At 39.6% G+C, this 23127-nt stretch carries 24 protein-coding genes; 12 read left to right on the top strand and 12 right to left on the bottom strand.

Annotation, left to right across the window (positions count from 1 at the left end):
• Nucleotides 1–25 precede the first annotated feature (25 nt).
• The 6 genes from J8L73_RS05480 to J8L73_RS05505 all read right to left on the bottom strand — a co-directional run bounded on the left by J8L73_RS05480 (nucleotide 26) and on the right by J8L73_RS05505 (nucleotide 8480).
• The gene (locus J8L73_RS05480; protein WP_211015285.1) at nucleotides 26–3145 is read right to left on the bottom strand and encodes an efflux RND transporter permease subunit; all 3120 of its coding nucleotides are present in this window, start codon (nucleotides 3143–3145) and stop codon (nucleotides 26–28) included.
• A gap of 8 nt (nucleotides 3146–3153) precedes the next feature.
• Nucleotides 3154–4677 (bottom strand): efflux RND transporter periplasmic adaptor subunit, encoded by a 1524-nt coding sequence (locus J8L73_RS05485; RefSeq protein ID WP_211015287.1) that lies wholly within the window; start codon nucleotides 4675–4677, stop codon nucleotides 3154–3156.
• Nucleotides 4667–6031 carry a TolC family protein gene (locus tag J8L73_RS05490; RefSeq protein WP_211015289.1) on the bottom strand — a complete coding sequence of 455 codons (1365 nt, stop codon included), beginning with the start codon at nucleotides 6029–6031 and terminating at the stop codon, nucleotides 4667–4669. The genes J8L73_RS05485 and J8L73_RS05490 overlap by 11 nt, the downstream gene beginning before the upstream one ends.
• Before the next feature lie 111 nt (nucleotides 6032–6142).
• Nucleotides 6143–6586: a hypothetical protein gene (locus tag J8L73_RS05495; protein WP_348771959.1), complete on the bottom strand. Its 444-nt coding sequence runs from the start codon at nucleotides 6584–6586 to the stop codon at nucleotides 6143–6145.
• Nucleotides 6587–6600: 14 nt separating this feature from the next.
• Nucleotides 6601–7212 carry a paraquat-inducible protein A gene (locus J8L73_RS05500; protein WP_211015291.1) on the bottom strand — a complete coding sequence of 204 codons (612 nt, stop codon included), beginning with the start codon at nucleotides 7210–7212 and terminating at the stop codon, nucleotides 6601–6603.
• A gap of 2 nt (nucleotides 7213–7214) precedes the next feature.
• Entirely contained in the window at nucleotides 7215–8480 is a 1266-nt protein-coding gene (locus J8L73_RS05505) for an EAL domain-containing protein (RefSeq protein WP_211015293.1), read from the bottom strand.
• Between the two features lie 147 nt (nucleotides 8481–8627).
• Between J8L73_RS05505 and J8L73_RS05510 the strand changes: the two genes are divergently transcribed.
• The 3 genes from J8L73_RS05510 (at nucleotide 8628) to J8L73_RS05520 (ending at nucleotide 11183) form a co-directional block, all read left to right on the top strand.
• The gene (locus J8L73_RS05510) at nucleotides 8628–9377 is read left to right on the top strand and encodes a transporter substrate-binding domain-containing protein (RefSeq protein WP_211015295.1); all 750 of its coding nucleotides are present in this window, start codon (nucleotides 8628–8630) and stop codon (nucleotides 9375–9377) included.
• Between the two features lie 283 nt (nucleotides 9378–9660).
• Entirely contained in the window at nucleotides 9661–10227 is a 567-nt protein-coding gene (locus J8L73_RS05515; RefSeq protein WP_211015297.1) for an alkylphosphonate utilization protein, read from the top strand.
• Nucleotides 10228–10364: 137 nt separating this feature from the next.
• Entirely contained in the window at nucleotides 10365–11183 is an 819-nt protein-coding gene (locus tag J8L73_RS05520; protein ID WP_211015299.1) for an META domain-containing protein, read from the top strand.
• 80 nt (nucleotides 11184–11263) lie between these two features.
• Here the strand turns inward: J8L73_RS05520 and rlmJ are convergent, their stop codons facing one another.
• The gene (gene rlmJ, locus J8L73_RS05525; protein ID WP_210998747.1) at nucleotides 11264–12103 is read right to left on the bottom strand and encodes a 23S rRNA (adenine(2030)-N(6))-methyltransferase RlmJ; all 840 of its coding nucleotides are present in this window, start codon (nucleotides 12101–12103) and stop codon (nucleotides 11264–11266) included.
• Nucleotides 12104–12341: 238 nt separating this feature from the next.
• Between rlmJ and zapB the strand changes: the two genes are divergently transcribed.
• From zapB to J8L73_RS05565, 8 genes are all read left to right on the top strand, one after another.
• Entirely contained in the window at nucleotides 12342–12572 is a 231-nt protein-coding gene (gene zapB, locus J8L73_RS05530) for a cell division protein ZapB (RefSeq protein ID WP_058549326.1), read from the top strand.
• Nucleotides 12572–12877, top strand: coding sequence for a cell division protein ZapA (locus tag J8L73_RS05535; protein ID WP_210998746.1), 306 nt, complete (start codon nucleotides 12572–12574; stop codon nucleotides 12875–12877). Before zapB ends, J8L73_RS05535 begins: the two co-directional genes overlap by 1 nt.
• Nucleotides 12878–12939: 62 nt before the next feature.
• A complete protein-coding gene (locus J8L73_RS05540; protein WP_210998745.1) occupies nucleotides 12940–13959 on the top strand; it encodes an MBL fold metallo-hydrolase in 1020 nt (339 codons plus the stop codon).
• A 59-nt stretch (nucleotides 13960–14018) separates the two neighbouring features.
• On the top strand, nucleotides 14019–15494 hold the full coding sequence (locus tag J8L73_RS05545; protein ID WP_211015301.1) for a LysM peptidoglycan-binding domain-containing protein: 1476 nt from the start codon (nucleotides 14019–14021) through the stop codon (nucleotides 15492–15494).
• A 65-nt stretch (nucleotides 15495–15559) separates the two neighbouring features.
• Nucleotides 15560–16048: a peptidylprolyl isomerase gene (locus J8L73_RS05550; protein ID WP_210998743.1), complete on the top strand. Its 489-nt coding sequence runs from the start codon at nucleotides 15560–15562 to the stop codon at nucleotides 16046–16048.
• 29 nt (nucleotides 16049–16077) lie between these two features.
• The gene (locus J8L73_RS05555; protein WP_211015303.1) at nucleotides 16078–16806 is read left to right on the top strand and encodes an SDR family oxidoreductase; all 729 of its coding nucleotides are present in this window, start codon (nucleotides 16078–16080) and stop codon (nucleotides 16804–16806) included.
• On the top strand, nucleotides 16803–17642 hold the full coding sequence (locus J8L73_RS05560) for an amidohydrolase family protein (protein WP_210998741.1): 840 nt from the start codon (nucleotides 16803–16805) through the stop codon (nucleotides 17640–17642). Before J8L73_RS05555 ends, J8L73_RS05560 begins: the two co-directional genes overlap by 4 nt.
• A gap of 49 nt (nucleotides 17643–17691) precedes the next feature.
• Nucleotides 17692–18063, top strand: a complete 372-nt coding sequence (locus tag J8L73_RS05565; RefSeq protein WP_211015304.1) for a hypothetical protein — start codon at nucleotides 17692–17694, stop codon at nucleotides 18061–18063.
• Nucleotides 18064–18137: 74 nt separating this feature from the next.
• On the opposite strand, the gene J8L73_RS05570 is transcribed toward J8L73_RS05565, so the two are convergent.
• The 4 genes from J8L73_RS05570 to J8L73_RS05585 form a co-directional block, all read right to left on the bottom strand.
• Entirely contained in the window at nucleotides 18138–19313 is a 1176-nt protein-coding gene (locus J8L73_RS05570) for a mandelate racemase/muconate lactonizing enzyme family protein (RefSeq protein WP_058549318.1), read from the bottom strand.
• Nucleotides 19314–19322: 9 nt separating this feature from the next.
• A complete protein-coding gene (locus J8L73_RS05575) occupies nucleotides 19323–20090 on the bottom strand; it encodes a class II aldolase/adducin family protein (RefSeq protein ID WP_211015306.1) in 768 nt (255 codons plus the stop codon).
• Between the two features lie 140 nt (nucleotides 20091–20230).
• Complete coding sequence (locus J8L73_RS05580; RefSeq protein ID WP_210998737.1) at nucleotides 20231–20554, bottom strand: c-type cytochrome; 324 nt, start codon at nucleotides 20552–20554, stop codon at nucleotides 20231–20233.
• A 217-nt stretch (nucleotides 20555–20771) separates the two neighbouring features.
• On the bottom strand, nucleotides 20772–21311 hold the full coding sequence (locus J8L73_RS05585) for a DUF2058 domain-containing protein (RefSeq protein WP_210998736.1): 540 nt from the start codon (nucleotides 21309–21311) through the stop codon (nucleotides 20772–20774).
• A gap of 199 nt (nucleotides 21312–21510) precedes the next feature.
• Between J8L73_RS05585 and J8L73_RS05590 the strand changes: the two genes are divergently transcribed.
• A complete protein-coding gene (locus J8L73_RS05590) occupies nucleotides 21511–22659 on the top strand; it encodes an MFS transporter (protein WP_211015308.1) in 1149 nt (382 codons plus the stop codon).
• Here J8L73_RS05590 and J8L73_RS05595 read toward each other — a convergent pair.
• Nucleotides 22626–23126, bottom strand: coding sequence for a prolyl-tRNA synthetase associated domain-containing protein (locus J8L73_RS05595; protein WP_211015310.1), 501 nt, complete (start codon nucleotides 23124–23126; stop codon nucleotides 22626–22628). The genes J8L73_RS05590 and J8L73_RS05595 overlap by 34 nt on opposite strands.
• Nucleotide 23127: the final 1 nt, after the last annotated feature.

The following is a 23127-nucleotide window of genomic DNA, read 5'->3' on the forward strand; positions in this document are numbered from 1 at the left end:
AATGATACATTGCTCTATTACTTCATTATTTAAGCCCTTGCTTGCGCCATAATAGGTAAACGGCAGGAATAACAACCAAGGTAAGGGCAATTGCGCTTATCATGCCGCCAACCATAGGCGCTGCAATTCGGCTCATTACTTCGCTGCCAGTACCAGTACCATAAAGCACTGGTAGCAAACCAATAATGATAGTTGCAACCGTCATCATTACTGGGCGCACCCGCAGCCCTGCGCCTTCAATAATTGCTTGTTGTAACTGTATTAAACTAAGCGGCTTACCTATTAGCTCAGCTTCTAAGGATTTTTCTTGATAGGCTTGATTTAAATACACCAACATAATTACGCCAATTTCAACGGCAACACCGGCTAAGGCAATAAAGCCCACACCTACTGCTACTGAAAAATTAAATCCCTCTAAATACATTAACCATATGCCACCAATCATCGCCAGTGGCAACGTAGCCATAATAATAGTCACTTCAGCAAAGCTTCTAAAATTAAGGTAAAGCAATACAATAATAATCGCTAAAGTAAGTGGTAATACGTAAGTAAGTTTGTCTTTGGCTCGCTGCATGTATTCGTACTGCCCAGCCCATGTAATAGAATAACCAGCAGGCAATACTAAGTGCTTATTTAATACTTGCTGAGCATTTTGTACGTAAGTGCCAATATCAACACCGTCAATATCAATAAGCGCCCAACCATTTACACGTGCATTTTCACTTTTTATCCCGGGTGGGCCATTTTCAATAAATACATCGGCTACATCAGCAAGAGCTATGCGCTGCCCAGAAGGTGTAACTATAGGAAGTAACATGAGCTCTTCTGGTGAGTCTCTGTATGCTTGCGGATAACGTAAATTTACGGGGTAGCGCTCTTGCCCCTCTATTGTTTGTGTTACGTTCATTCCGCCAATAGCCGTCGCAACAACTTGCTGTACATCGCTGATATTTAAACTGTATCGAGCGGCTTTTTCACGGTTTATGTCTACTTTAATGTAGCGCCCACCTGCTACTCGCTCAGAGTATACCGATGCAGTGCCTGGCACGTCTTTTAATAGCACTTCTATTTGTTGGCCAATTTTTTGAATTTCACTTAGTTTAGGTCCAGCAACTTTAATACCTACTGGGGTTTTAATACCCGTTGCAAGCATATCAATACGCGTTTTAATGGGCATAACCCACGCATTAGTCAGCCCAGGAAATTTAACCAAACCGTCGAGTTCTTTTTTGAGCTTGTCGAGTGTCATTCCCTCGCGCCACTCACCTTTTGGTTTTAATTGAATGAAGGTTTCAATCATCGTAAGTGGCGCTGGGTCGGTCGCGGTTTCGGCGCGGCCCACTTTCCCAAATACCGTTTTAACCTCTGGCACAGTGGCAATTAACTTATCAGTTTGCTGCAAAATTTCACGTGCTTTACCTATCGATAAACCAGGGTAAGTAGTGGGCATATACATTAAATTCCCCTCATCAAGCGGGGGTATAAATTCACTCCCCATTTTATCTAGCGGATAAAAGCCTATAACAGCAACCACGCAGGCAAGTAGCAAAGTTACTTTAGGAAACTTAAGCACTTTATTTAATAGCGGCTTATACGCCATAACTAATAAATGATTTACTGGATTCTTTTCCTCCTTAAGCACCTTTCCACGTATAAAGTAGCCCATTAAAACTGGCACAAGTGTAATTGCAAGCCCCGCAGAGGCAGCCATTGCATAGGTTTTAGTGTAAGCCAAAGGTGCAAACATACGCCCTTCTTGCGCTTCTAAAATAAATACCGGCATAAAGCTTACGGTTATAATAAGTAAACTAAAAAACAACGCTGGGCCTACTTCACTAGCCGCTTTAACAACTATCTCCCAGCGGTTTTCGTTGGTTAATGGCGTTTTTTCCATATGCTTATGCATATTTTCAATCATGACTATCGCGCCGTCGGTCATTGCACCTATTGCAATGGCAATGCCCCCTAACGACATTATATTGGCATTAATCCCTTGCCAATACATAATAATAAACGCAGTTAAAATACCTAGTGGCAGGGTAATAATAGCCACTAAAGATGAGCGCACATGAAACAAAAACACCACACACACTAATGCAACTACAATCAGCTCTTCAGTTAATTTACTGGTTAGGTTATCAATTGCGTTATTTATTAAGTTAGAACGATCGTACACAGGAACTATTTCAACGCCCTCTGGTAATCCTTTTTTGAGTGATGCTAATTTTGCTTTTACCAATTCAATTGTTTTTTGTGCATTTTCGCCATAACGCATAATAACTATGCCGCCAGTTACTTCGCCTTCTCCATTTAACTCGGCTATACCGCGGCGCATTTGCGGCCCTAACCGTATGTCGGCTACATCTCGCAATTGCAGCGCAGTACCATTGGCGTTTACACCAAGGGGAATAGCCTCTAAATCGGCTTCACTTTTTATATAGCCGGTGCTTGTTACCATGTATTCAGCTTCTGCCATTTCTACCACAGAGGCGCCCATTTCTTGATTGCCTTGCTTTATAGCCGTTTGAATTAGGCTTAGCGGAATACCATATGCGCGTAACTTATCGGGCTCTACATTTACTTGATATTGCTTAACCATGCCACCTACGGCTGCAACTTCTGACACCCCCGGCACGGTTTGTAACTCAAACTTTAAAAACCAATCTTGCAAGCTTCTTAATTGGCTAATGTCATGCTTATTTGTTTTATCAACCAGTGCATATAAGTAAATCCAACCAACACCCGTTGCATCGGGGCCAAGCTCTGCATTAGCCGTTTCAGGAAGGCGTTTTGCTACTTGACTTAAGTATTCTTGCACGCGGCTTCGTGCCCAATACAAATCGGTTTTTTCATCAAAAATAACGTAAACATACGAGTCGCCAAAAAACGAAAAGCCTCTTACTGTTTGCGCCCCTGGCACAGAAAGCATTGCCGAAGTCAGCGGGAATGTAACTTGGTCTTGCACGACTTGTGGGGCTTGCCCAGGATACGAGGTTTTAATAATCACCTGCACATCAGATAAATCAGGCAGCGCATCTACAGGAGTATTTTTTACTGCATATAACCCTCCCCCCATGAGTATTAATGTAAGCAACAACACAAAAAAGCGATTGCTAACAGACCAGCGAATAATGGCAGTTATCATAATGGCTCCTAGTGAGAACTGTGTTGCATAGTAGAGTGGCTATTTGGCTTTGCGATCTTTATCTCTGTAATCACAAATTCATCGTTAATAATGCTAAACGTAAAATTAATATACTGAGCATGTTTAAGCAGGCTAATATCTACCTCTGGCGATAATATAAAATCCATTGTGGCAGGCTCTCGATTCCATTTTGGTATGGCCTCACGACTGATATTAATGACACGATTTTGTAAGTTTATTGCATTAATAGTACCGTTAACTGTGGCTGTTTGTGGCTGCATAGTTGCCTTCATATCCATGCTCATACCCGAGTGTGAACTAGAGCCTAAATTAGGCATGTCCATTCGCTTAAAGTCAGAGCTTTTACTCGACTCAGAATCAATTAAAAACTGCGCCGAGGTAACAACCTTATCGCCCTCTAAAACACCCGATAGAATAACGGCTTCGGTACTATTAATATGCCCAACATCTACTTGCACCGATTTAAATCTCCCCTCCCCCTTTGCGATAACAACTCGGTTTTGGTGCTGAGTACGAATAACCGCTTCTTTTGGTACAGTGAGGTGAGCTTCACTCGCACTTGAATGAATACTTACTTGTGCAAACATATTAGGTTTTAAGCGGTGATCTTTATTATTAAATCTGAGTCTTACACGCAAAGTACGGTTTTTAGCGTCAAGCGCGGGGTAAATATAATCGACTTTGCCTTGCCACTTTTCTCCCTTTAAATAATCAAGGGTCATAGTAACGGGTAAGCCAACACTTACTTGCGCCGCTTGTCGCTCAAATACCTCCGCCTCTACCCACACTTCATCTAACTGAGCAATACTCATCATTGATGTACCTGGTTTTACAAAAAAACCTTCCCGTACATTTAGCTCATCAACCACGCCACTTTCACGGGCGTAAAATGTAATGTTTTGCATTACTTTTTTATTATTTTGAAGACGCTGTATAAACCCATCAGACACATTTAACGATTCTAAACGTGCTTTTGCCGCCCTTATTAGCACCGTATTATTACGGTTTACTGCTAGTAAAAACTCTTCTTGAGCGTTCACCAACTGAGGGGAATATAAGGTATACAAAGGCTCACCCGCTTTAACTTGTGCGCCTTGTGCTTTTACAAATAAAGTTTCTAACCACCCTTCTACTCGCGGATGAATATGAATTAACTGATCTTGGTTGTACTGTACATATCCCACGGTATTAATATCGCTTTGCAGAGTTTTTAGCTGTACCTTACTGGTTCTTACGCCCAAGTTATTAACCACCTCTGGAGAGATAGTTACGGTACCTGGGCTATTGTTAGCATCATCTTTATAAAAAGGTACTAAATCCATCCCCATAGGCGAAAGCCCCGGCTCATCGCGTTTATAATTACTATCCATTGGCGCAACCCAATAAAGTGGCTCTTTTGATGCATGTTGCTGCTCACCTGCTGCTGAGCTATCTATTAAAAACTGCTGTGTTATCGCCAAAACACCCGCCCCCACAGCGCCCGCTATAAGTAGTTTTAAATTAATATTCATTGGTTTCTCCTACTTGCTCAGCCATTACTTGGGTATCTAAACTACTTGCATAGTAATTAAGTCGGGCAGTAATAATTTGCTGGTCGACGGTAATATTTAAGGCATCTATTTTGGCGTTTAGCTCACTAATACGCGCACGCATTACCTCAGAAAAATCACCATCATCGCGGGTATAAGCATTTAGCGTAGCTTGGGCTTGCTCTGCTACTTGAGGTAATAATGTGTTTTTATAAAGCAGCTCACGTTTTTTTAGCCGTGCTAACTGGCTGTACTCTTTAAAATACATCCCTTTTAGTTTTTGAAGAGCAACCAACTTTTGCGTTTTAGTTGCCTCTGCGGTTGCAATAGCGGCTTTAACTTGCTGATCTTGTCTATTATCGGTAAATAGTGGCAAATCGATACTCAACCCTATTGAGAGTAAGTCAGCTCGCGATTCTCCCACAGGCGTATCATCTCGATAACCATAACCCACATTAACACCCACTTGAGGTCTGTAACTTTGCTTAGCAAGGGTAACTTCTGTTTGTTTAGCTGTGACTGTTTTTTCTATAGCAACAATTGCAGGGTGAGCCATTAAAAGCGGTATTAACTGGTTAAACTCCAACTGTGAAAAGTCAATTAATGGGGTCGTTTTAATTAAATCACTATTAAGTGGCTGCATTAACATATCCATAGGTAGCCACTGTGCAAGGCGACTTTTAGCACTTTCAAATTGCTGCTCAAGCGTAATAAGCTTATCTTCAAGGCGAGTAAGCTCTAATTGTGCACGAATAATGTCTTGCTGACGGGTTTTACCTAAGGTATTTGCGTAACTTGCCTCTGTTATTTCTATTAGCTGAGAAAACAAACCTTTGTCTTGCTCAATTAGGTCAATACTGCGTTGTGCCCTGTAAGCATTTAGCCATGACTCAATTACAATTGCTTTAACCTGAGCAAGCCTATCGGCGCGTTGCCAAGGATACTGCTGCGCTAATTGAGCTAACGCTTTTGTTTGTAAGGATCGGCTATCACCACGACTAAATTTTTGGCTTAAATCTACTTTTAGCTGCGTCATTCCTTCTTGATCAAACGCATATCCATTCGTTGGTAAATTTAATAAACCAACGGTTAAAACGGGATCGGGTAGGCTGCCCGCAGCAATACCTTTTGACATAGTGGCCGCTTGCATTTCGCTGCTAGCTTTTAGCCTTGGTTCATTTGTAAGTGCATAATTTAGCGCCTGCGCTAAGCTAAGCGTTTGGACTGAACGGGGTGAATTTTGTATTTGAAAATCAAAGGTACTTTGCGCTTTAGCTACCGTACTTAAAAGCACAGTACTACATAATATTATTTTAAAGTTTATAACGAGGTTCATTACCTACTCCGGCCAAAATAAAGAAAACAAAAGTCTTATTTCAAGGCAGAAAAGGTGATTAGCAGCTGTTGAAGCTTAAAAATTTAAATTTTAAATACACCTATCCTGCAATTAAGCAAACATAGGAGGTCGGTAAAGTGAGCGAGGTATAGTAATTTGTGTGGATGGGACGCTTAAGTTAACTTTCTCAGACTCAAGTAAGGTAATGCTAAATAAACTTTCTACGTTAAGCATTGAATTTGTAGCGCAGCCGTTTATGGGGCATTTGCATTCATTTTTAGATGTGTTTTCGTTGTCACAACAATCCATTGCAGCCATGTTATGAGACATATTCTCATGCATTTTAAAATCACTTTTCGGCATATCCATTTTACTGTGCGCGAATGTTTTAGCGCCCTCATGCGGCATTTCACACACCATAGCTACAGACGCAACAGCTTGACCCACAAAAGTGAGTAACAAGGTGACGATAAGTAAGCTTGAATAAAAACGCTGCAATGTAGTGCCTTTAAAATAAATGTCGGTGTAATTATATGGCAACTCAGTTGCTGCCACAAATTTTTAAGTCGTTATTTAGAAACTGTAATTGGTGTTTTTATTAAGTTACTCGCTAAAATAGCAAAAATACAATATGCGCAAAAATACCAAAAACCTTCGCCAAATTGAGCATTCATAATAAGTAACTCACCACTTTTCCCGTGCGCGTTTCCAGCAAGGTAGGTTACTATTAATGCAATAACAAATACATCAACCATACTCCATTTACTCAGTGCACATATAACCAAACCGAGTTTTTGCTTAACACCTCCCACAGGTAGACAACAATAAAGCAGCTGCATAAGTAGCTTTAAGCTAGGAATAACAATAGAAAATAACGCCACCAAAGCAGCTACAAATAAGTTGTTGTTATTGGCCAGCTCTTTAACCGTGCCTAAAATACTTTGTGTTTTGCTGTAAGCGCTTATTTCGCCTTCTAACTTATCAAGCCCTAACATGTTCGAGAACATCATTAACATACTTCGGGTACGCCCATCACCTTCTTCGGCAAGCATTTCAATACCCGCTTGCGCTAGTTTTGATTTATCAATATTACCTTCAATGCTTAACACTGGTTTTGTAATACCAGGAAAAAGTAAACCTAGTGCAATTACTACACTTATAACCGATAACCAATTACGCATATTTATTCTGCTATCGCCTCAATAATGTCATCACTGTATAAAACAGCATCTAATACAAAGTTAAACATGTGGCCAATATGTAGCTCAGGATTTATTTTAGCCAATTTAATCATTGCTTCATCTGTATTATCTAATTCAAATTCTTTTATAAGCGACAAACAACTCCCTAAGATTCCGCTCTCTAAAAGTAATGCATCCGATATCGCTTCATCTAAAGTGAACTCATTAACTACGTCTTTTAAATCAGCATCTAAAATAGCATCAAGCACTGAGAATAAACCAACAAGATAACCCTGCTCGGTTAAGTCTTCATTATTTTTCTCCAATATAAGCGACATAAGCTGCGCACGCGTTAAAGCTAACTTAGTCAATTCTGTTGGCTTTTCAACGCCTAGTTCGCTTATTGCTAAAACACGTACAAATTGCCTTATAGTGTCTTCACCTAAATAAATAACGGCTTGTGAAATAGAGGTGATTTTTAAGTTTGCTTTACCCGAACGCGCATTTGCTAGTTTTAATACCCTAGCGGTAATAGCTACATCTTTTGCTACTCGTTGATGAACTTCTTTAAAGCAAAGCATTTTTTTAGCCGTAAAGCGCAGTAAGTCAAAAACGGTTAACTTCGATGGCTCTACGCCCTTGTAGGTAATCATTTCTGGGCGAGAAAAAAAGTACCCCTGAAATAAATCACACCCAGCGGCTTTTAATGCATTAAATTGCTCATACGTTTCAATCCTTTCTACAATTACTTTTGCGTGAGGATAGGCGCGTTTGATTTTTTTAATACGTATATTGGTTTTAATAACCGGTTCATCTATTTCTATTTTTATATAATCAACATGCGCCAATAAAGGCTCCCATTTAGCATCCCCATTGTAATCATCTAAAGCAAACACATACCCTTCTTCTTTTAACTCCTGCACACGTTTAGCAACAGCTGGAATGTTGCCTATACGCTCCACAATTTCAATTACACTGTTCTCTGGCAGTAAGAGCTTAGGAAAATTATCTAAAATAGTTTCTGACGATAAGTTTATAAACGCTAAATGATGCGCAGTTAGTCTATCTAGCCCTAATAGCATTAACGCATTGAAAAACAATCGACTAGTAGCGTGCATATCAGAAGTACCCGCAGGAAACGCATTATTAGCGGAGTCGCGATAAAGGAGCTCATAAGAGAACACATTTTGATCAACATCAAAAATAGGCTGCCTTGCAACAAACTGCGTTATTTTTTGTGCTTTGTCAGAGATATTTTGTAATTTCACTTCGCTCTAAACCTATAAGACGGTGGCTAAACAGCCAATAATTAAGTGTACTTTAAAGTAAGTAACACAAGATAAATATAGCAATCATTGCAAAACAACTGAAACTACATAACACTTAGATAAAATTTAACTATAAAGCGTGAAGGTTTGCCAAACTTAATTCGATTATTAGCGTTATGTCCTTTGCTATGTGTATTTTTTAGCTACGCTAGCACTAATGCGATCCCCCTTAAATATAATATTAGCGCGTCGGGTAGTCACTATCCATATTATACGAATAATCCCAAAAAGCCTGGCATACTCCCAGAAATTATCGAAAAAGTACTCGATGGTGCAAATATTGAGGCTTCTCATGTCGACTTACCTACAAAGCGTATTACCAAATACTTACAAAATGAAGTAATAGATTTTGATGTAATTTCATTGGAATGGCTCCCTAAGAGTGAAAGGAATGACCCTCATTATGTTTTTTCAGAACCACTTATTTATGCCACAGAAATGATTGTTACTTTGCCTCAAAATGCTAATAACTGGCAAAGCGCTGATAACTTAAAGGGTAAAAATGTCGGAACGGTACTAGGCTACTATTACTATGATGACAACACCTTTGAACGTGTTGACTTTCCATCAGAGAAGGAACTTATGACAGCCCTATCAAGAAACCGTGTAGAAGCTGCACTCGTTGGTAAGCTAACAGCGCTTTATTGGGCCAAACAGCTAGATATGCGTATAGCGTTTGGTGCGCAGCACTCTCATGGTTTTTTAACTATTCGTTTGTTAAGTAAACACAAAAACCTATTACCGAAAATAAACCAAGCAATTAAAAACCTTCACAGCCAAGGCTATATAAAAAATATTGAAGATAAGTACATTCTCAACACTGGTTCGCTTAACTAAGCGCTCTATTTGAAGGAGCTAAACATTGTAGGTAGTAAGGTATGGCCTTGTTATTTGGCTTCTTTAACTAATAATTACTACCGCAAGGTTTTGGCTTGCGTATTTATGCAATCTTTTACAGTAGACCTCAAAGTGACTAGCGTCTGGTAAAGCACCTACAAATGATTAAGTCCTAGTATAGATTGGTATACCCACACAAAATTAAGGGATTAATAGCGCGGACTTTATGTAATGGGGTATAATAGCAGCAAATGTTAACTCCATCAGAACCAGAAAGAGCCCCATGAGTATTGAAAAAGCCTTAATTGAACGTAGTAATAATCAATGTGAATTATGCGGTGCAACCGACAACTTATCTGTTTACGAAGTACCGCCAGTTACTGAAACTCATTCAGACAAATGCATTTACACATGCCAAACATGTAAAGATCAAATCGAGAATAACAGCGAACTCACTCCAACACATTGGCACTGTTTAAACGACAGCATGTGGAGCCAAACACCCGCTGTACAAGTTGTGGCTTACAGAATGTTATCGCGCTTAGCGCCTGAGAATGGCTGGGCACAAGACGCTTTGGATATGATTTATCTTGAAGAAGATACATTAGCATGGGCCAAAAAAGCATTAGCCGAAGACGATGACGTAAAGCACGTAGATAGTAACGGGGTTGTTTTGCAAGCAGGCGACACAGTAACACTTATTAAAGACTTAGACGTAAAAGGCAGCAGCCTGACCGCTAAACGTGGTACAGCGGTACGTAATATTGGCTTAACGAGTAACCCTGAACATATTGAAGGGCGAGTTGATGGGCAACGTATTGTTATTTTAACTAAGTTTGTTAAAAAATAATGGTATGTATTTAATTATTAAAGGCGCTGGTGCGCCTTTTTTTGTGCCTAAAGCTCACCTGAACTCTGAGTAATTAAGCAATTATTAAGCAGCGAATTACTACACTGTGCAAATAATATTGAGTAAGGATAACTAACATGACAAAGCATCTGGCAGTATTTTCACGTAAAAAAACATTAACAGGCTTAAGTATATTGGCACTCAGCGCTTTTACATTAACAGGCTGCGACCAACAAACTACGCATACTGAAAAAGCCGAGCAAGCCGAGAGTGTATCGAGTTTGACTACACTCGTTACGTATAAAGATCGCAGTATGCTTCGCCCTGATTCACAGTTAATAGTCACGCTTTCTGATGTGTCTAAAATGGATGTTAAAGCCGACATAATCGCACAAGAAGTAATAGATATAACCCAAGCGCCACCTTTCACTGTTGAGATGGTATATGACGCTGACAAAATTAATGACCAACACAGTTATAACTTAACAGCCAGAATTATTAATAAAGACAACGTACTTTATAAAAGTGATGCACAATACAACCCATTTAAAAATACGCTGTCGGGTGTGCCGCACGAGATAGAAGTTGTTAAAGTTAAAGTACAAAAGCCAAATGTTACTCTCGCTAACACTTATTGGAAAGCGGTAACAGTAAATGCAAAAGCGGTGAGTGTTAAAACTAAAGAGCCATTTATTAAGTTTGATGAAGACAACCGAGTTAATGGCTTTTTAGGCTGTAATAATTTCAGTGGAAGTTACAACACTGAGCAGCAATCTATATCATTTAGCCAGTTAGCAAGTACAAAGAAAATGTGCTCAGAAAACATGGATCAAGAAGCTGCCATGTCAGACGTACTCAGTAAAGCTAAAAAGTGGCAAATCACTGGAGAGTCTTTAAAACTTAAAGACACTAACGCCAATACTCTAGCAACGTTTAACGCTGTATATTTTAATTAAGCACCGCTGATTAACCTAGCTATGCTTTATATTAATAAAAACGCCCAGATGAGTCTGGGCGTTTTTTTATAGAACTTAACTTATTCGTCGACAAGCTGCTCGCTTCTATAAAAGCCACTTGATTTACTTAAAAGCTCAACTAATTCTGGCATTACCGCATCCATAGTTTGTTTTAGTTTCCATGGTGGGTTAATAACTATCATGCCTGATGCCGTCATTCCGTGAACGTCAGTATCAGCTTCGGTACCTAGCTCAAACAATTGTATGTTTCGCATACCTGAGTTAATTAAGCCTTGCTCCATATTATCAATACGTTCTCTATCCACTACCGGATACCAAATCATATAGGTACCTGTAGCAAAACGTTGGTGAGCTTTAACGAGTGTACTTACAACTGTTTCGTAATCATCTTTAATTTCATATGGAGGGTCAATTAACACACACGCTCTGCGTGATGCTGGTGGCAGTAAGCCAACTAACCCTGCAAAGCCGTTTTCTCCGCGCACTCGAATAGAGCGTTTACCTTGCATGTTTTCTTCAAGTAACAATAAATCGCGCGGGTGCAGCTCAAAAAACCAACCCTTATCTTGACGACGTAAATAATGCTCAGCAATTTTTGGCGAACCTGGGTAAAACGCTAATTCGCTTGTCTCGTTAAACGATTTTATTAAATCAATGTAATCGTTTAATGCTTCATGCTTACTTGTGTGGGTCCAAAGCTTTTCAATACCATCTTGATACTCTTGTGTTTTTTGCGCATCTGCAGCGGCAAGTTCAAAAAAACCAGCCCCCGAATGAGTATCAATATAATCAAGCGGTTTATCTTTAATTGTTTGATAATTTAACACCTGAGCCAGTACTAAATGTTTAAGTACATCGGCTGGATTACCCGCGTGAAAAGAGTGTCTGTAACTAAGCATTATTTATTTTCGCCATACGCAATTTAATATCGCAAGTGAACCATAAGCACAGGGCTTTGGCAACTTGCACCAACATAAGAGAGTGTTTAAGTGAACCGTTTCTGAACAAAAAAGCACATATACTGAATTATCCCTTAATGAAGAAGAAAAATCAGCTAAAACCACCGTAAATGCTGGCAAATCAACACGCTTTGCTTTACATTTGCATGACATTAATTACAGTTTTATGAGCGCCTTTATGAATAACACTACTCTTCAACAACTCGAACAACTGATCGACTCTTTAATCGAACGTAATAATCAATTACAAGCTGACGTTACAAGCTTAAAAGAACAAAACGCTAAATTAAGCGATGACAACGAATTACTACAGCTTGAAGCGCTAGAAAATGAAGAAAAGCAAAAAGATGCCAGCACTACGTTATCTGGTCTTCTTGATAAGTTACAAAGCGCACAACAGGCTAGCTAATGTCTGAGCTGCAAAACCAGCGGGTCACTGTTGAGTTGCTAGGTAAAGAGCAGCAATTTGCTTGTCCCGAAGGGCAGGAAGATGCATTAATAGCAGCAGCTAAAAATTTAAACGATCTTGTTGAGCAAATGAAACAACGCTCAACCGTAAGAAACGATCAAAAAGCCCTACTAATGGCAGCATTAAACTTAAGCCACGAATTGCTAGAAGCAAAAACACAGGCTACAGTTGAGCAGCAGCATCAAGACCAACTGATTGATAAGCTCAGTCAGCAATTGACAAATGACCCCAAACACAAAAAATAAAAAGCGCACACTGCGCTTTTTATTTATTATAAAGTACTTAAATATTAGCGTAGAGATAATAAATGAAGTTAAAAATTTCAAAAATCACCTCTTTATGTAAGCACTTACTATTAGGCTTTACTTTATTATCATTAGCCCAAAATGCCTATGCAGCTGTCACTTGGAATACAATTAACCCTCATATTCAATTTTTAAAGCAACAAGATGACCTTCGATTTTACGACTCAAATCAGGTTCTCATTGAAGGTGACAAATGCGCTCTACTAGTTGATACCAGCGCCAACTTTGCTGCAGTTGAACAACTTGCCGAAGATTTAAAAAAGCGCCTTAAAACGCCTTTGTGTTATTTAGTCGCGACTCATTACCATGACGACCACTTATTAGGCATGGCGGTTATGCAAAGCTTTTTCCCTGACGCCAAACTTATCGTTCATCAGCAAGTAAATACTAACTTTAGCCAATATCAAAAAGCATATACTGACAAGTTAGACACCTATGAAAAAAGTATTGAGCTGAGTTACCAGCGCTTAGCAAACGTAGATAAAGACGAGCAAGCTCTGTGGCGTAATAAGCTGGAGCTTGCTAAAAGTAGATTATTTCGTTGGCAAGAGTACCAACTCAATAATCCGCAAATAACAATAAAGGCTCCTAAAAAAATTAATCTTGGTGGTTTTGAAATTATGATTGCTCCACAGCAAGCTCATACCAATGGTGATTTAACAATTAGCACTAATAACGCCACTGTACTTATTGGTGGCGATATCGTTGACTGGCTGCCATATCCTGGGCATGGGGAATTAAAAAAGTGGCAAACATTACTTACGCAATATATTAACGATGAAAATCTCAGCGTAATTATTCCAGGGCACGGCGACGTTTTAACAAAGGAGCAGCTTAAACAACCACTCTCTTTTTTAACGGCCATAACCGAGCATGTAAAAAATAACGACGGCCAAACTGTAGAGCAACTAATGCAGTCTTTTCCTGAGTCAGTTATTAAGCCTTACAAACAAGAAGCGCTTAATATAAAATCCAGCAACTTTTTTTTACAAGCTGGGCTTAACCGCGCTAAGAAACAGTAAATAACTCAACACAACGGATTGTGTTAAAATTGTAAAAGGAATTTATAAAAGTGATTACTATGCGCAGTTTGGTTATATTTTTTCTGGGTGTTTTTTTATTTGGCTGTGAGACGACGGAGCCTGAAGTTCAAGAAGCACCACAAATATTTACTCATTTTGAGCCTAGCTACGAACGCCAAAAGCAACTTGCAAAAACGCCAGGTGATACTGAGCCTAAAGCTACGCACACCACATCACAAGCCCCAAAAAAAGTTATCGTAAAAAAGCGACCACCCAAAACAACTGATTTATGGGTGCACATAGCAAATAACCTGCATTTTACCATTTACCGAAACCGCGCCTTAAATAAACGTATTGACTGGTATTTAAAGCAGCCAAACTATTTACGCACAGTGAGTAAGCGTGCAGCCCCTTATTTATACCATATCGTAAAAAAGATAGAGCAAAAGCAACTTCCTATGGAGCTTGCTCTACTACCTTTTGTTGAAAGCGACTTTAGGCCTACGGTTGCCTCCTCGCAGCAAGCCGTTGGAGTTTGGCAATTAGTAGGCGCAACTGCACATCATTTTGGGGTTAAGTCAGATCAATGGTACGACGGACGCCAAGATGTATTGGCATCAACCGATGCTGCACTTGATTACTTAAGCTATTTGCATAAACGCTTTGATGGTAACTGGCTGCATGCGCTTGCTGCATACAACAGCGGTGAAGGACGTGTTAAGCGAGCAATCGAAAAAAATAAAAAACGCGGTAAAAGCACGGATTATTGGTCGCTTAAGCTACCAAAAGAAACAGCCGATTACGTTCCTAAATTGCTTGCTTTAAGTTACTTAGTAAAACACCCGCAAAAAGGAATTAACCGGCCAAAACTTTCGAACAAACCAATTACTACGCAAATGAATGTAGGCCAACAATTTGATTTTTCGGTTATTGCTAAGCTCTCTGGCGTGGGTTCAAAACAACTACACTCTTTAAACCAAGGTTATTTAAAAAACCAAAGCTCACCTAATGGGCCTCACACTTTACTCTTACCAATAGGGCAAGAAGCATTATTAAAAAGCCAGTTTTTTAAATCTAACTTTGCTGGCGAATACATAGTTAAACAAAACGATACGCTGTATGGCATAGCTAAACGTTTTAGTATGTCTGTCAGTGCGCTTAAACAGCTTAACGACAAACAAACTAACCTTATTGGAGTTGGTGAAAAACTCTTAGTTGGGCAACCTAAAACGTTACCTAAATCACTTATAGTAGATTACAAAATAAGCCCTTACCTTGAGCCAAAAGAAGTTGTGATCCCAACAATTGAAATAGACTACGAAGTTAAACAAGGCGACACGCTTTGGAGTATTAGCCAGCTCTACGATGTACCTCATAGTGACTTAGCTAAGTGGAACAAGTTATCAGCTTCAAGTGTATTAAAGCCAGGCAAACAGCTAATACTATTTATACCTCAAGCCGAACAGCCAAAATCAGCCCCGATAAAAAAAAACTTACTGCTCGATTTACAAAAAACACTAAATCAACCTTGGTAAGTTTCTAAAGTACTATATTTCGCGTAAAATCACGCCTTACAACAGTAAAATTTAAAGAGACAAGCATGCAAATTAGTAAAAATTCAGCAGTTGAATTTCATTACACCCTAAGCGAAGCGGGCGAACAAATTGAAAGCAGCGTAAACGATGCGCCACTGAGCTACATACACGGCAGCGAAGGCATGCTTCCTGGTTTAGAAAAATCACTTGAAGGCAAAGTAGCTGGCGATAAGTTTAGTGTTACGTTAGAGCCAAGCGAATCATACGGCGAGCGTGTTGATGACTTAATTCAACGCATTCCTCTTAAGCACCTACAAGGTGATGTAAAAGTATGGAAGCCAGGTATGACGGCAATGGTGCAGTCTAACCAAGGTCGCCACCAAGTAACGATTGTTAAGGTTGGCCGTTTTAACGCAGACTGTGATTTAAACCACCCATTTGCAGGTAAAACCTTAACGTTTGATGTTGAAGTTGTGTCAGTACGTGAAGCGACAAGTGAAGAAGTGTCTCATGGGCATGTTCACGCTGAAGGTGGCTGTGGCCACTCTCACTAAGCATTTTAGTTGTAAATAAAGGAGCAGGTATGTCGAAGGTTGCTATTGTTACAGGCGGAACAAAAGGTATTGGTTTAGCCGTAGTAAAACGCTTTATTGAACGTGGTTTTACTGTACATAACCTTGATATTGAGCCAAGTGAGTTTGGCGAATTTCATCAATGTGATGTAAGTAACGTAAGCGCAGTGCAAACATGTATAAATACAATTTGCCAGCAAAACCCTAAGATTGACATACTTGTATCTAATGCCGGTAAACATTTAAGTGCAAATATAGAGCATACCGATGAGGAAACTCTCGATGCACTTTTTGCACTTAACGTTAAAGGCGCATACGCGGCAGTACAAAGTGTACTGCCAAGTATGAAAGCACAAAACAGCGGTGCTATTATTTTAGTTGCCTCAGATCAAGCAATTATAGGTAAGCAAAATTCGTTTGCTTATAACCTTACTAAGCACGCCCTTGCGTCAATGGCTAAAACTACAGCACTTGATTACGCAAGCTTTAACATTCGTGCAAATGCAGTATGCCCAGGCACTATAGAAACCCCGTTATTTCATAATGCTATTGATGCCTACTGTAAAAAAAGTGGTGCTGATAAAAACAAAATAGTCGCAGAAGAGGCAAGCCTACAACCACTAAACCGCTTAGGGCAAGCCGATGAAGTAGCTGCACTGATTAGCTTTTTGGCAAGTGATGATGCAAGCTTTATAACAGGCAGCCTGCAAAGTATTGATGGTGGTTACACAGCGCAATGAGCATGCAAATTATTGACCCTCACGTGCATTTTTTTAATCTTGTTGAGGGGCAATATACTTGGCTACAAGGCGAAACCCCACCAGCATGGCCTAATCTAGAAAGAATAAAACAACCAGTAAGTGCAGAGCAACTTATTAAAAGTACTGATTTTGAACTTGCGGGTATTGTGCACATTGAGGCTGGGTTTGATAATCAATCACCTATAAACGAGCTAAATTGGCTAAGCTCGCATTTAAAAAAACTGCCTTTTAAAGCCGTTAGTTATAACCAAATTGACTCACCTACAGAGCAGTTTAAAAGCGCCTTAAACGCTCAAGCTCACCCAAGTTTATGTGGTATCAGAGATATAACCGAAGGGACTGATGCAAAGCGTTTATTAAGCGCTAATAGCTTTAAAAACTTAGCGATGCTCTCAAACAACCAACTGCATTTTGACGCACAATTTAATATTGAAAATAGCGATATTACTAAACAAGTCGCTTACTACGCTAAGCAGCTACCGCAACTTCAGATTATAATTAATCACGCAGGGCTACCTAGCGATTTAGCTACATGGCAGCAAGGTGTTAAGTTACTTGCTCAACACAACAATATCGCCATCAAATTTTCTGGCTTTGAATTACTACACTTTACCAAACAGCAGCAGGTTACTTGTTTTACTTTTCTTTTAAATCACTTTGGTGAGCAGCGCGTTATATTTGCTAGTAACTTCCCTGTGTGTCAAATAAATACAAGCTACAACAACTTGTGGCACAGCTACAAAAGTATGTGTTTAAACAATAGCATATGGCATAACCTTAGCTATACAAACGCTAAGCACTACTATCAAGTGTAACTAAAAATCGTTATATTAAGCTCTCTTTTGCTAATAATTCGGCCAACTTATGAAAGCATACTTTTTAGTAATCGTTGTATTTTCGGCACTTTTTCTCAATGGCTGTATATCACAAAGCCCAGACCCTACACCTAAGCTGCAACACGCTTTACTGGTTGAGCCAGATAAAGCAGCCGTTGGCAAAGCTATTAAAGCACTTGTCCACATTCAAGAGGTCCAATTAGCTAACGATGTATTTACTACTAGCAGCACTGTAATTCTCAATAATGTAAAAGGTAATAATATTATCGATACACAAAGTCGTAATACCGCAGATCAGTTTGAGCTGATGATAAAAGGCACGCAGTGTTATATTCGCCATCTTGATAGTAAAGCCACTATTGAGCTTAAAGAGGCCAAATGTAAAATTAACGAGTTATAACTAACTACAACTTCCATAAAAAGAAAAGCCGGTAAGTGAATAATCACTTACCGGCTTTTTTGTAACTTAAAAAGTTACTTTATTTCTACACGCTGTGAGCGCATAACTATTTCATCATTTAATTCAATACCCAGCCCAGGCTCTTCTGATACTTCAAAGAAGCCATTTTTAGGTTGTGGATCTTGTAAACACAATTCACGGTTCCACTTTTTAATCGCATAAGTATGGTGCTCATGAATCAAAAAGTTAGGTATCGCCGTTTCTAAATGAAGCGATGCCGCTGTTGCAACTGGCCCGCCACATACGTGAGCCTGAATTCGCACATCAAAAATATCAGCGTAGTCACACACTTTTTTAGTTTCAGTAAAGCCGCCACACAAACCAATGTCTGGCTGTAGCACATCAATACTTTGATCTTCTAAATACGGGCGCACACCCCAACGGTTGTATAAACGCTCGCCACCAGCAATAGGCACAGCTACTTTGTCGGCTACTTTGGCATGCAATGAGTGATTTAAGTAGTTAACCGGTTCTTCGTAATACATACAGTCAAACTCTTCTGCTATTTCTCCAATCTGAATCGCCGATGTAGCACCAGGTAAACTGTGGCACTCAAAAATAATGTCAACTTCATCGCCTACCGCTTCACGTATTGCTTGCATACGCGCACGGTATAGTTTCATTTCTGTACGAGAAATAATATTTGTACGGTCGTAATAAGTATTACCATCTTTATCGTACTGAATCGGGTCAACTTTTACTGCATCGTAACCTTCAGCAACCGCTTTTAAAGCTGCTTCTGCATATTCTTGTGGTTGTACTAACGCTTTAAACTCGCTATCCCAATCAAACTGTAATTGCGATGCGTAAGTACGTAGTTTGTCGTTAACTTTACCGCCAAGAAGTTGATATACAGGTAAACCAAGTGCTTTACCTTTAATATCCCAAAGCGCGGTATCAATAGCGCTCATTGCAGCATATACAACTGGACCGCCACCTAAGCCCCAAAAGCTTTCTCGTAGCATACGCGACCATAATTTTTCAGTTTGAAATGGGTCATGACCAATTAAAAACGCATCAGCCATTTCTTTAATCATGGCTGCGGCTGCACTGTGCCCTAAATCGTAGGCGAGACCTGCTTCGCCTACGCCGCTAATACCTTCATCGGTATGAATACGCACAAACACAGGTGTCCACGATGGTCTGTCAGGGCAATGAATATCAAATACTTCTACGCGATTTACTTTCATTTAAATTCCTTAATTAGCAAAATTGGGATCAAGTCGGTAGGCTTTACGCAACATAGCTGGCCACGCAAGTTGACCACCTGTAATACCGCTGTGCACCACGTTCGCTTGGTTATAAATATTGTCGATTATTGGCTGTGGCACTTCAATAGCTTCTTGTGAGCTGGCTTGCAATGCTAATTGTATTTCACAAGCACGCTGTAAATCGTAAAAACGCATAAACGCATCACCCACAGTGGGCCCTACCGTTAAGCCGCCATGGTTTACTAACAGCATATGATTGGTTGTGCCTAAATCATCTTGTAGCACTTTGCGTTCATCGTCGTTTACGGCAAGCCCTTCGTAGCCATGGTACGAAAGTGATGGCAGTGAAAACATTGAATATTGGCTCAGCGGTAACAAGCCATTTTTTTGAGTCGCAACTGCAATTGTTTCTTTGGTGTGTAAGTGAATAACACAATGTGCATCTTCACGTACCTCATGAATAGCACTGTGTATTGTAAAGCCCGCTGGGTTAATCTTGAACGGCGTGTCATCAATAATATGACCGTTTAAATCTACCTTCACTAAATTAGACGCGGTTACTTCATCAAACGTCAAACCAAAGGCATTTACAAGGTAATGATCGGTACCGGGTAGCCGAGCCGACAAGTGCGTGTATATTAAATCTCCCCAACGAAAGTGATCAACCAGTCTATAGCAAGCAGCTAAATCAACACGTAGTTGCCACTCTTGTTCTGATACTTTATTTTTTAAATCGAGTTGGGGTAAATCAAACATAATAAGCCTTTTAAAAGACGCACCAAAACAAGATGCGAATAGATGTTTAGAAGTCTAAAGCAGTATTAATTTTATAGCAAACACAAACAAAACAGCCACACTATTGTGTGGCTGTTTTAAAGCTTAGCTATTGCTGCAAGTTATTTTACTTTAGATAGGTAATCTGCAATTGCATCAAACTCTTCATCAGTTACTGTAGCAACCATTGCTTTCATTGCCATAGTCATACCGTTGTTACGCGCACCTGACTTAATGTCTTTCATTTGCGCTACTAAGTAGTCTTTGTTTTGACCGTTTAGTTTTGGGTATGCGCCCATAATAGGTGCTTTACCTTCCGCACCATGACATGTTTGGCAATTTTTAGCGGTATATAATGCAGCGCCATCAGCAGCTGCTGCATTAAACGAAAAACTTGCGGCTAAACTAATACCCGCGCCTACTAGTAGTGTTTTCATCTTGCTCATTGTATTTTCTCTTCTTTTTGACGGTTAGAAAAACTTCTTCAATGATTGTAGTAAACAATCAAATAAAAAGCATACGTACCAAGTCGCCCTTGACGATCAAACAAAACAGCGCGACTAATAAGTTTATGCTCACTCTTATATACCTTAGCAAATAAAAATGAGCGACAACTTAATTAACCTAAACATGCTCTATGTATAAGCAAAATTTAGAGAAGATTTACCAAACAATATCATCTGGTACTTCAAAGTCTGCGTATGGATCGTCTTCATCTTTAGGCTTGTTTTCAGGCTCAACATGAAAAACAATATACTTTTCGTCTACTTCCGCCACTTTACGTGCCGGTTCGTCTTCAAGTACAAAAAACTGTCCTTCAAGCACACAAATAGCTAAACGACCGCCCGATAGCGCTTTTTGAGTTTTTTCGTTTACGTCTAAACCTTTAACTTTATTTTGATAAGTAAAATTAAAGGTACGCTCGCCACGAATAGTGTCTTGGTTATGATGCTCTAAAATTTGCTTAACACGTGCCTCTTGCTCACGCTGTTTTAATTCATCTTGGCGAGACTGGTTAAGTTCTTCCGCCTTTTTTTGCTGCTCAAGCTTGGTTTGTTGAATATGCTTTTGCAGATCGCTAGGGTTACTTGTTGCCCCTTTTTTTTGCTTTTTTTGTTGCTTACGTTTTTCTGACTTAGCAACTTTAGCTTTGTGCGAAGTTGTTAATCCTGCTTGCAGCAATTGGTCTTGTAATGAACCCATGGCTTTATTCCACTAAAAACTTATATTAAGGTCATTTTAATCACCAACGACTACAAATAATAGTGCTATCGGTATTAATCTATCATACGAATGATTACTAACCATGATTTGGCGCAAATGTTGCTCATTTAACATATGAAATATAAGCCATTTTTAATATACTTTGGTTAACTTATTTCCCCTTATTCTAAGTTTCACAATGCGTCTATTTCATTTACTAGCATGCTCTGTGTTTATATTTTTTGTGCTTTACGCCCCGCAGCCTCTACTTAGCTTGTTTGCTAATGAATTTAATGTTCTGCCTGCACTTGCAGGCAGTTTAATGACCGTAACCATGTTGCCTTTAGCTATTGCACCACTTGTGTATGGATTAGTGTTGGCTAAGCGTAACCCGCTTTTAATACTTCGCATTGCCATGATTGTTTTAGGTTTTAGCTGCATACTCTTTATATACGCACCAAGCTTTGAGCTACTGTTGCTTGTTCGATTTTTACAAGGCTTAACGCTTCCCGCAGCACTCACCGCGATGACCAGCTATATAGGAATGAGCTATACCGCTGATAGCTTGCAGAAAAACATGACGCTATACATAGGCAGTAGCATAATAGGTGGTTATTTTGGCCGCGTATTAGCAGCTTTATTCAGTGACTTATGGCATTGGCAAAGTTTTTACTATGTAATTGCCTTTGCATTAATTTCTTTGGCTTTGAGCATTAACCACTCACGCTTTATTAAGCCGCCTATCAGCGAGGCGCTCTCACCTCTTGGTTACATTAAACAACTTAAAGAAGGGGCTGTACTAAAAGTATATGGCGCAGTATTTTGTATGTTTTTTTGTTTTGCAGCGCTTTTAAACTATTTACCCTTTATTTTGCAGCAAACATTTAAAATAACAAATACGCGGGATATTGGCTTAGTGTATAGCGGCTACTTAATTGGCGCACTAGCATCTATTACAGCACCTTGGTTACTTAAAAAAGCTTCTACCCCTTGGCATCTATTAACTGCAATTTTTATTTTTTATAACATCAGTATTTTATTACTAATGAGCCAGCAGCTAATAGTGTTTTTAATTGCGTTTACATTATTTTGTGGCGCTATGTTTGTTATTCACTCTACAGCGGCGCCACTCGTTAATAAAATAAGTAAAGCTCCGCCAAGTGTAACAAATGGTGGCTATGTATCGTTTTACTACAGTGGAGGAGCGCTTGGGTCTTTATTACCAGGAGTGGTGTATCAGCATTATGGGCAAACAGCGTTTATGTTTAGCTTATTGTGTATTTGCCTATGTGGATTTATGCTCATTGTTTGGGCTTACCGAGATGGTAAAAAAACCACCCGTGGCTGATGCTGGGTATAATTAAAAAAGCTTTCTAAATCAGGCTTTTTTAACAACCATGTTTGAGTGTTGTCAAACGGGTGGCAATGAAATAGATCACCAAACCAAATATCCTGATCTAACCATAAACTAACATTGTTTTGTTTGTCGTTAAACAGTGCCAACATAGACACACAACCAGGCTCAACCTTTAAGTAACGCGCTAAGCGCTCATTTGATGCAAACCCTAATCGCGACAAACCTTGCTGTTTAGCCAAGGTTTTTAAATCGAGCTGTTTATCGTGCGCTGTAATAACTAAAAAGTGACGCTTCCCTTCGTTATCGCGTAAAAATAGATTTTTTAGTCGAGTACCAGGGCGCTCTATCATAAAGGCATCTGCATCAAGACTTGTGTGCAATGGTGGGTGCTCTATTACATCGTAATTTATATTTAGCTGAGTCAGTGCTTCAGCTAGCTTTGCTTTATCCGCTAACATG

Origin of the sequence: Pseudoalteromonas sp. MMG006, from assembly GCF_018101025.1 — a bacterium.
In the GTDB taxonomy this organism is placed as follows: domain Bacteria; phylum Pseudomonadota; class Gammaproteobacteria; order Enterobacterales; family Alteromonadaceae; genus Pseudoalteromonas.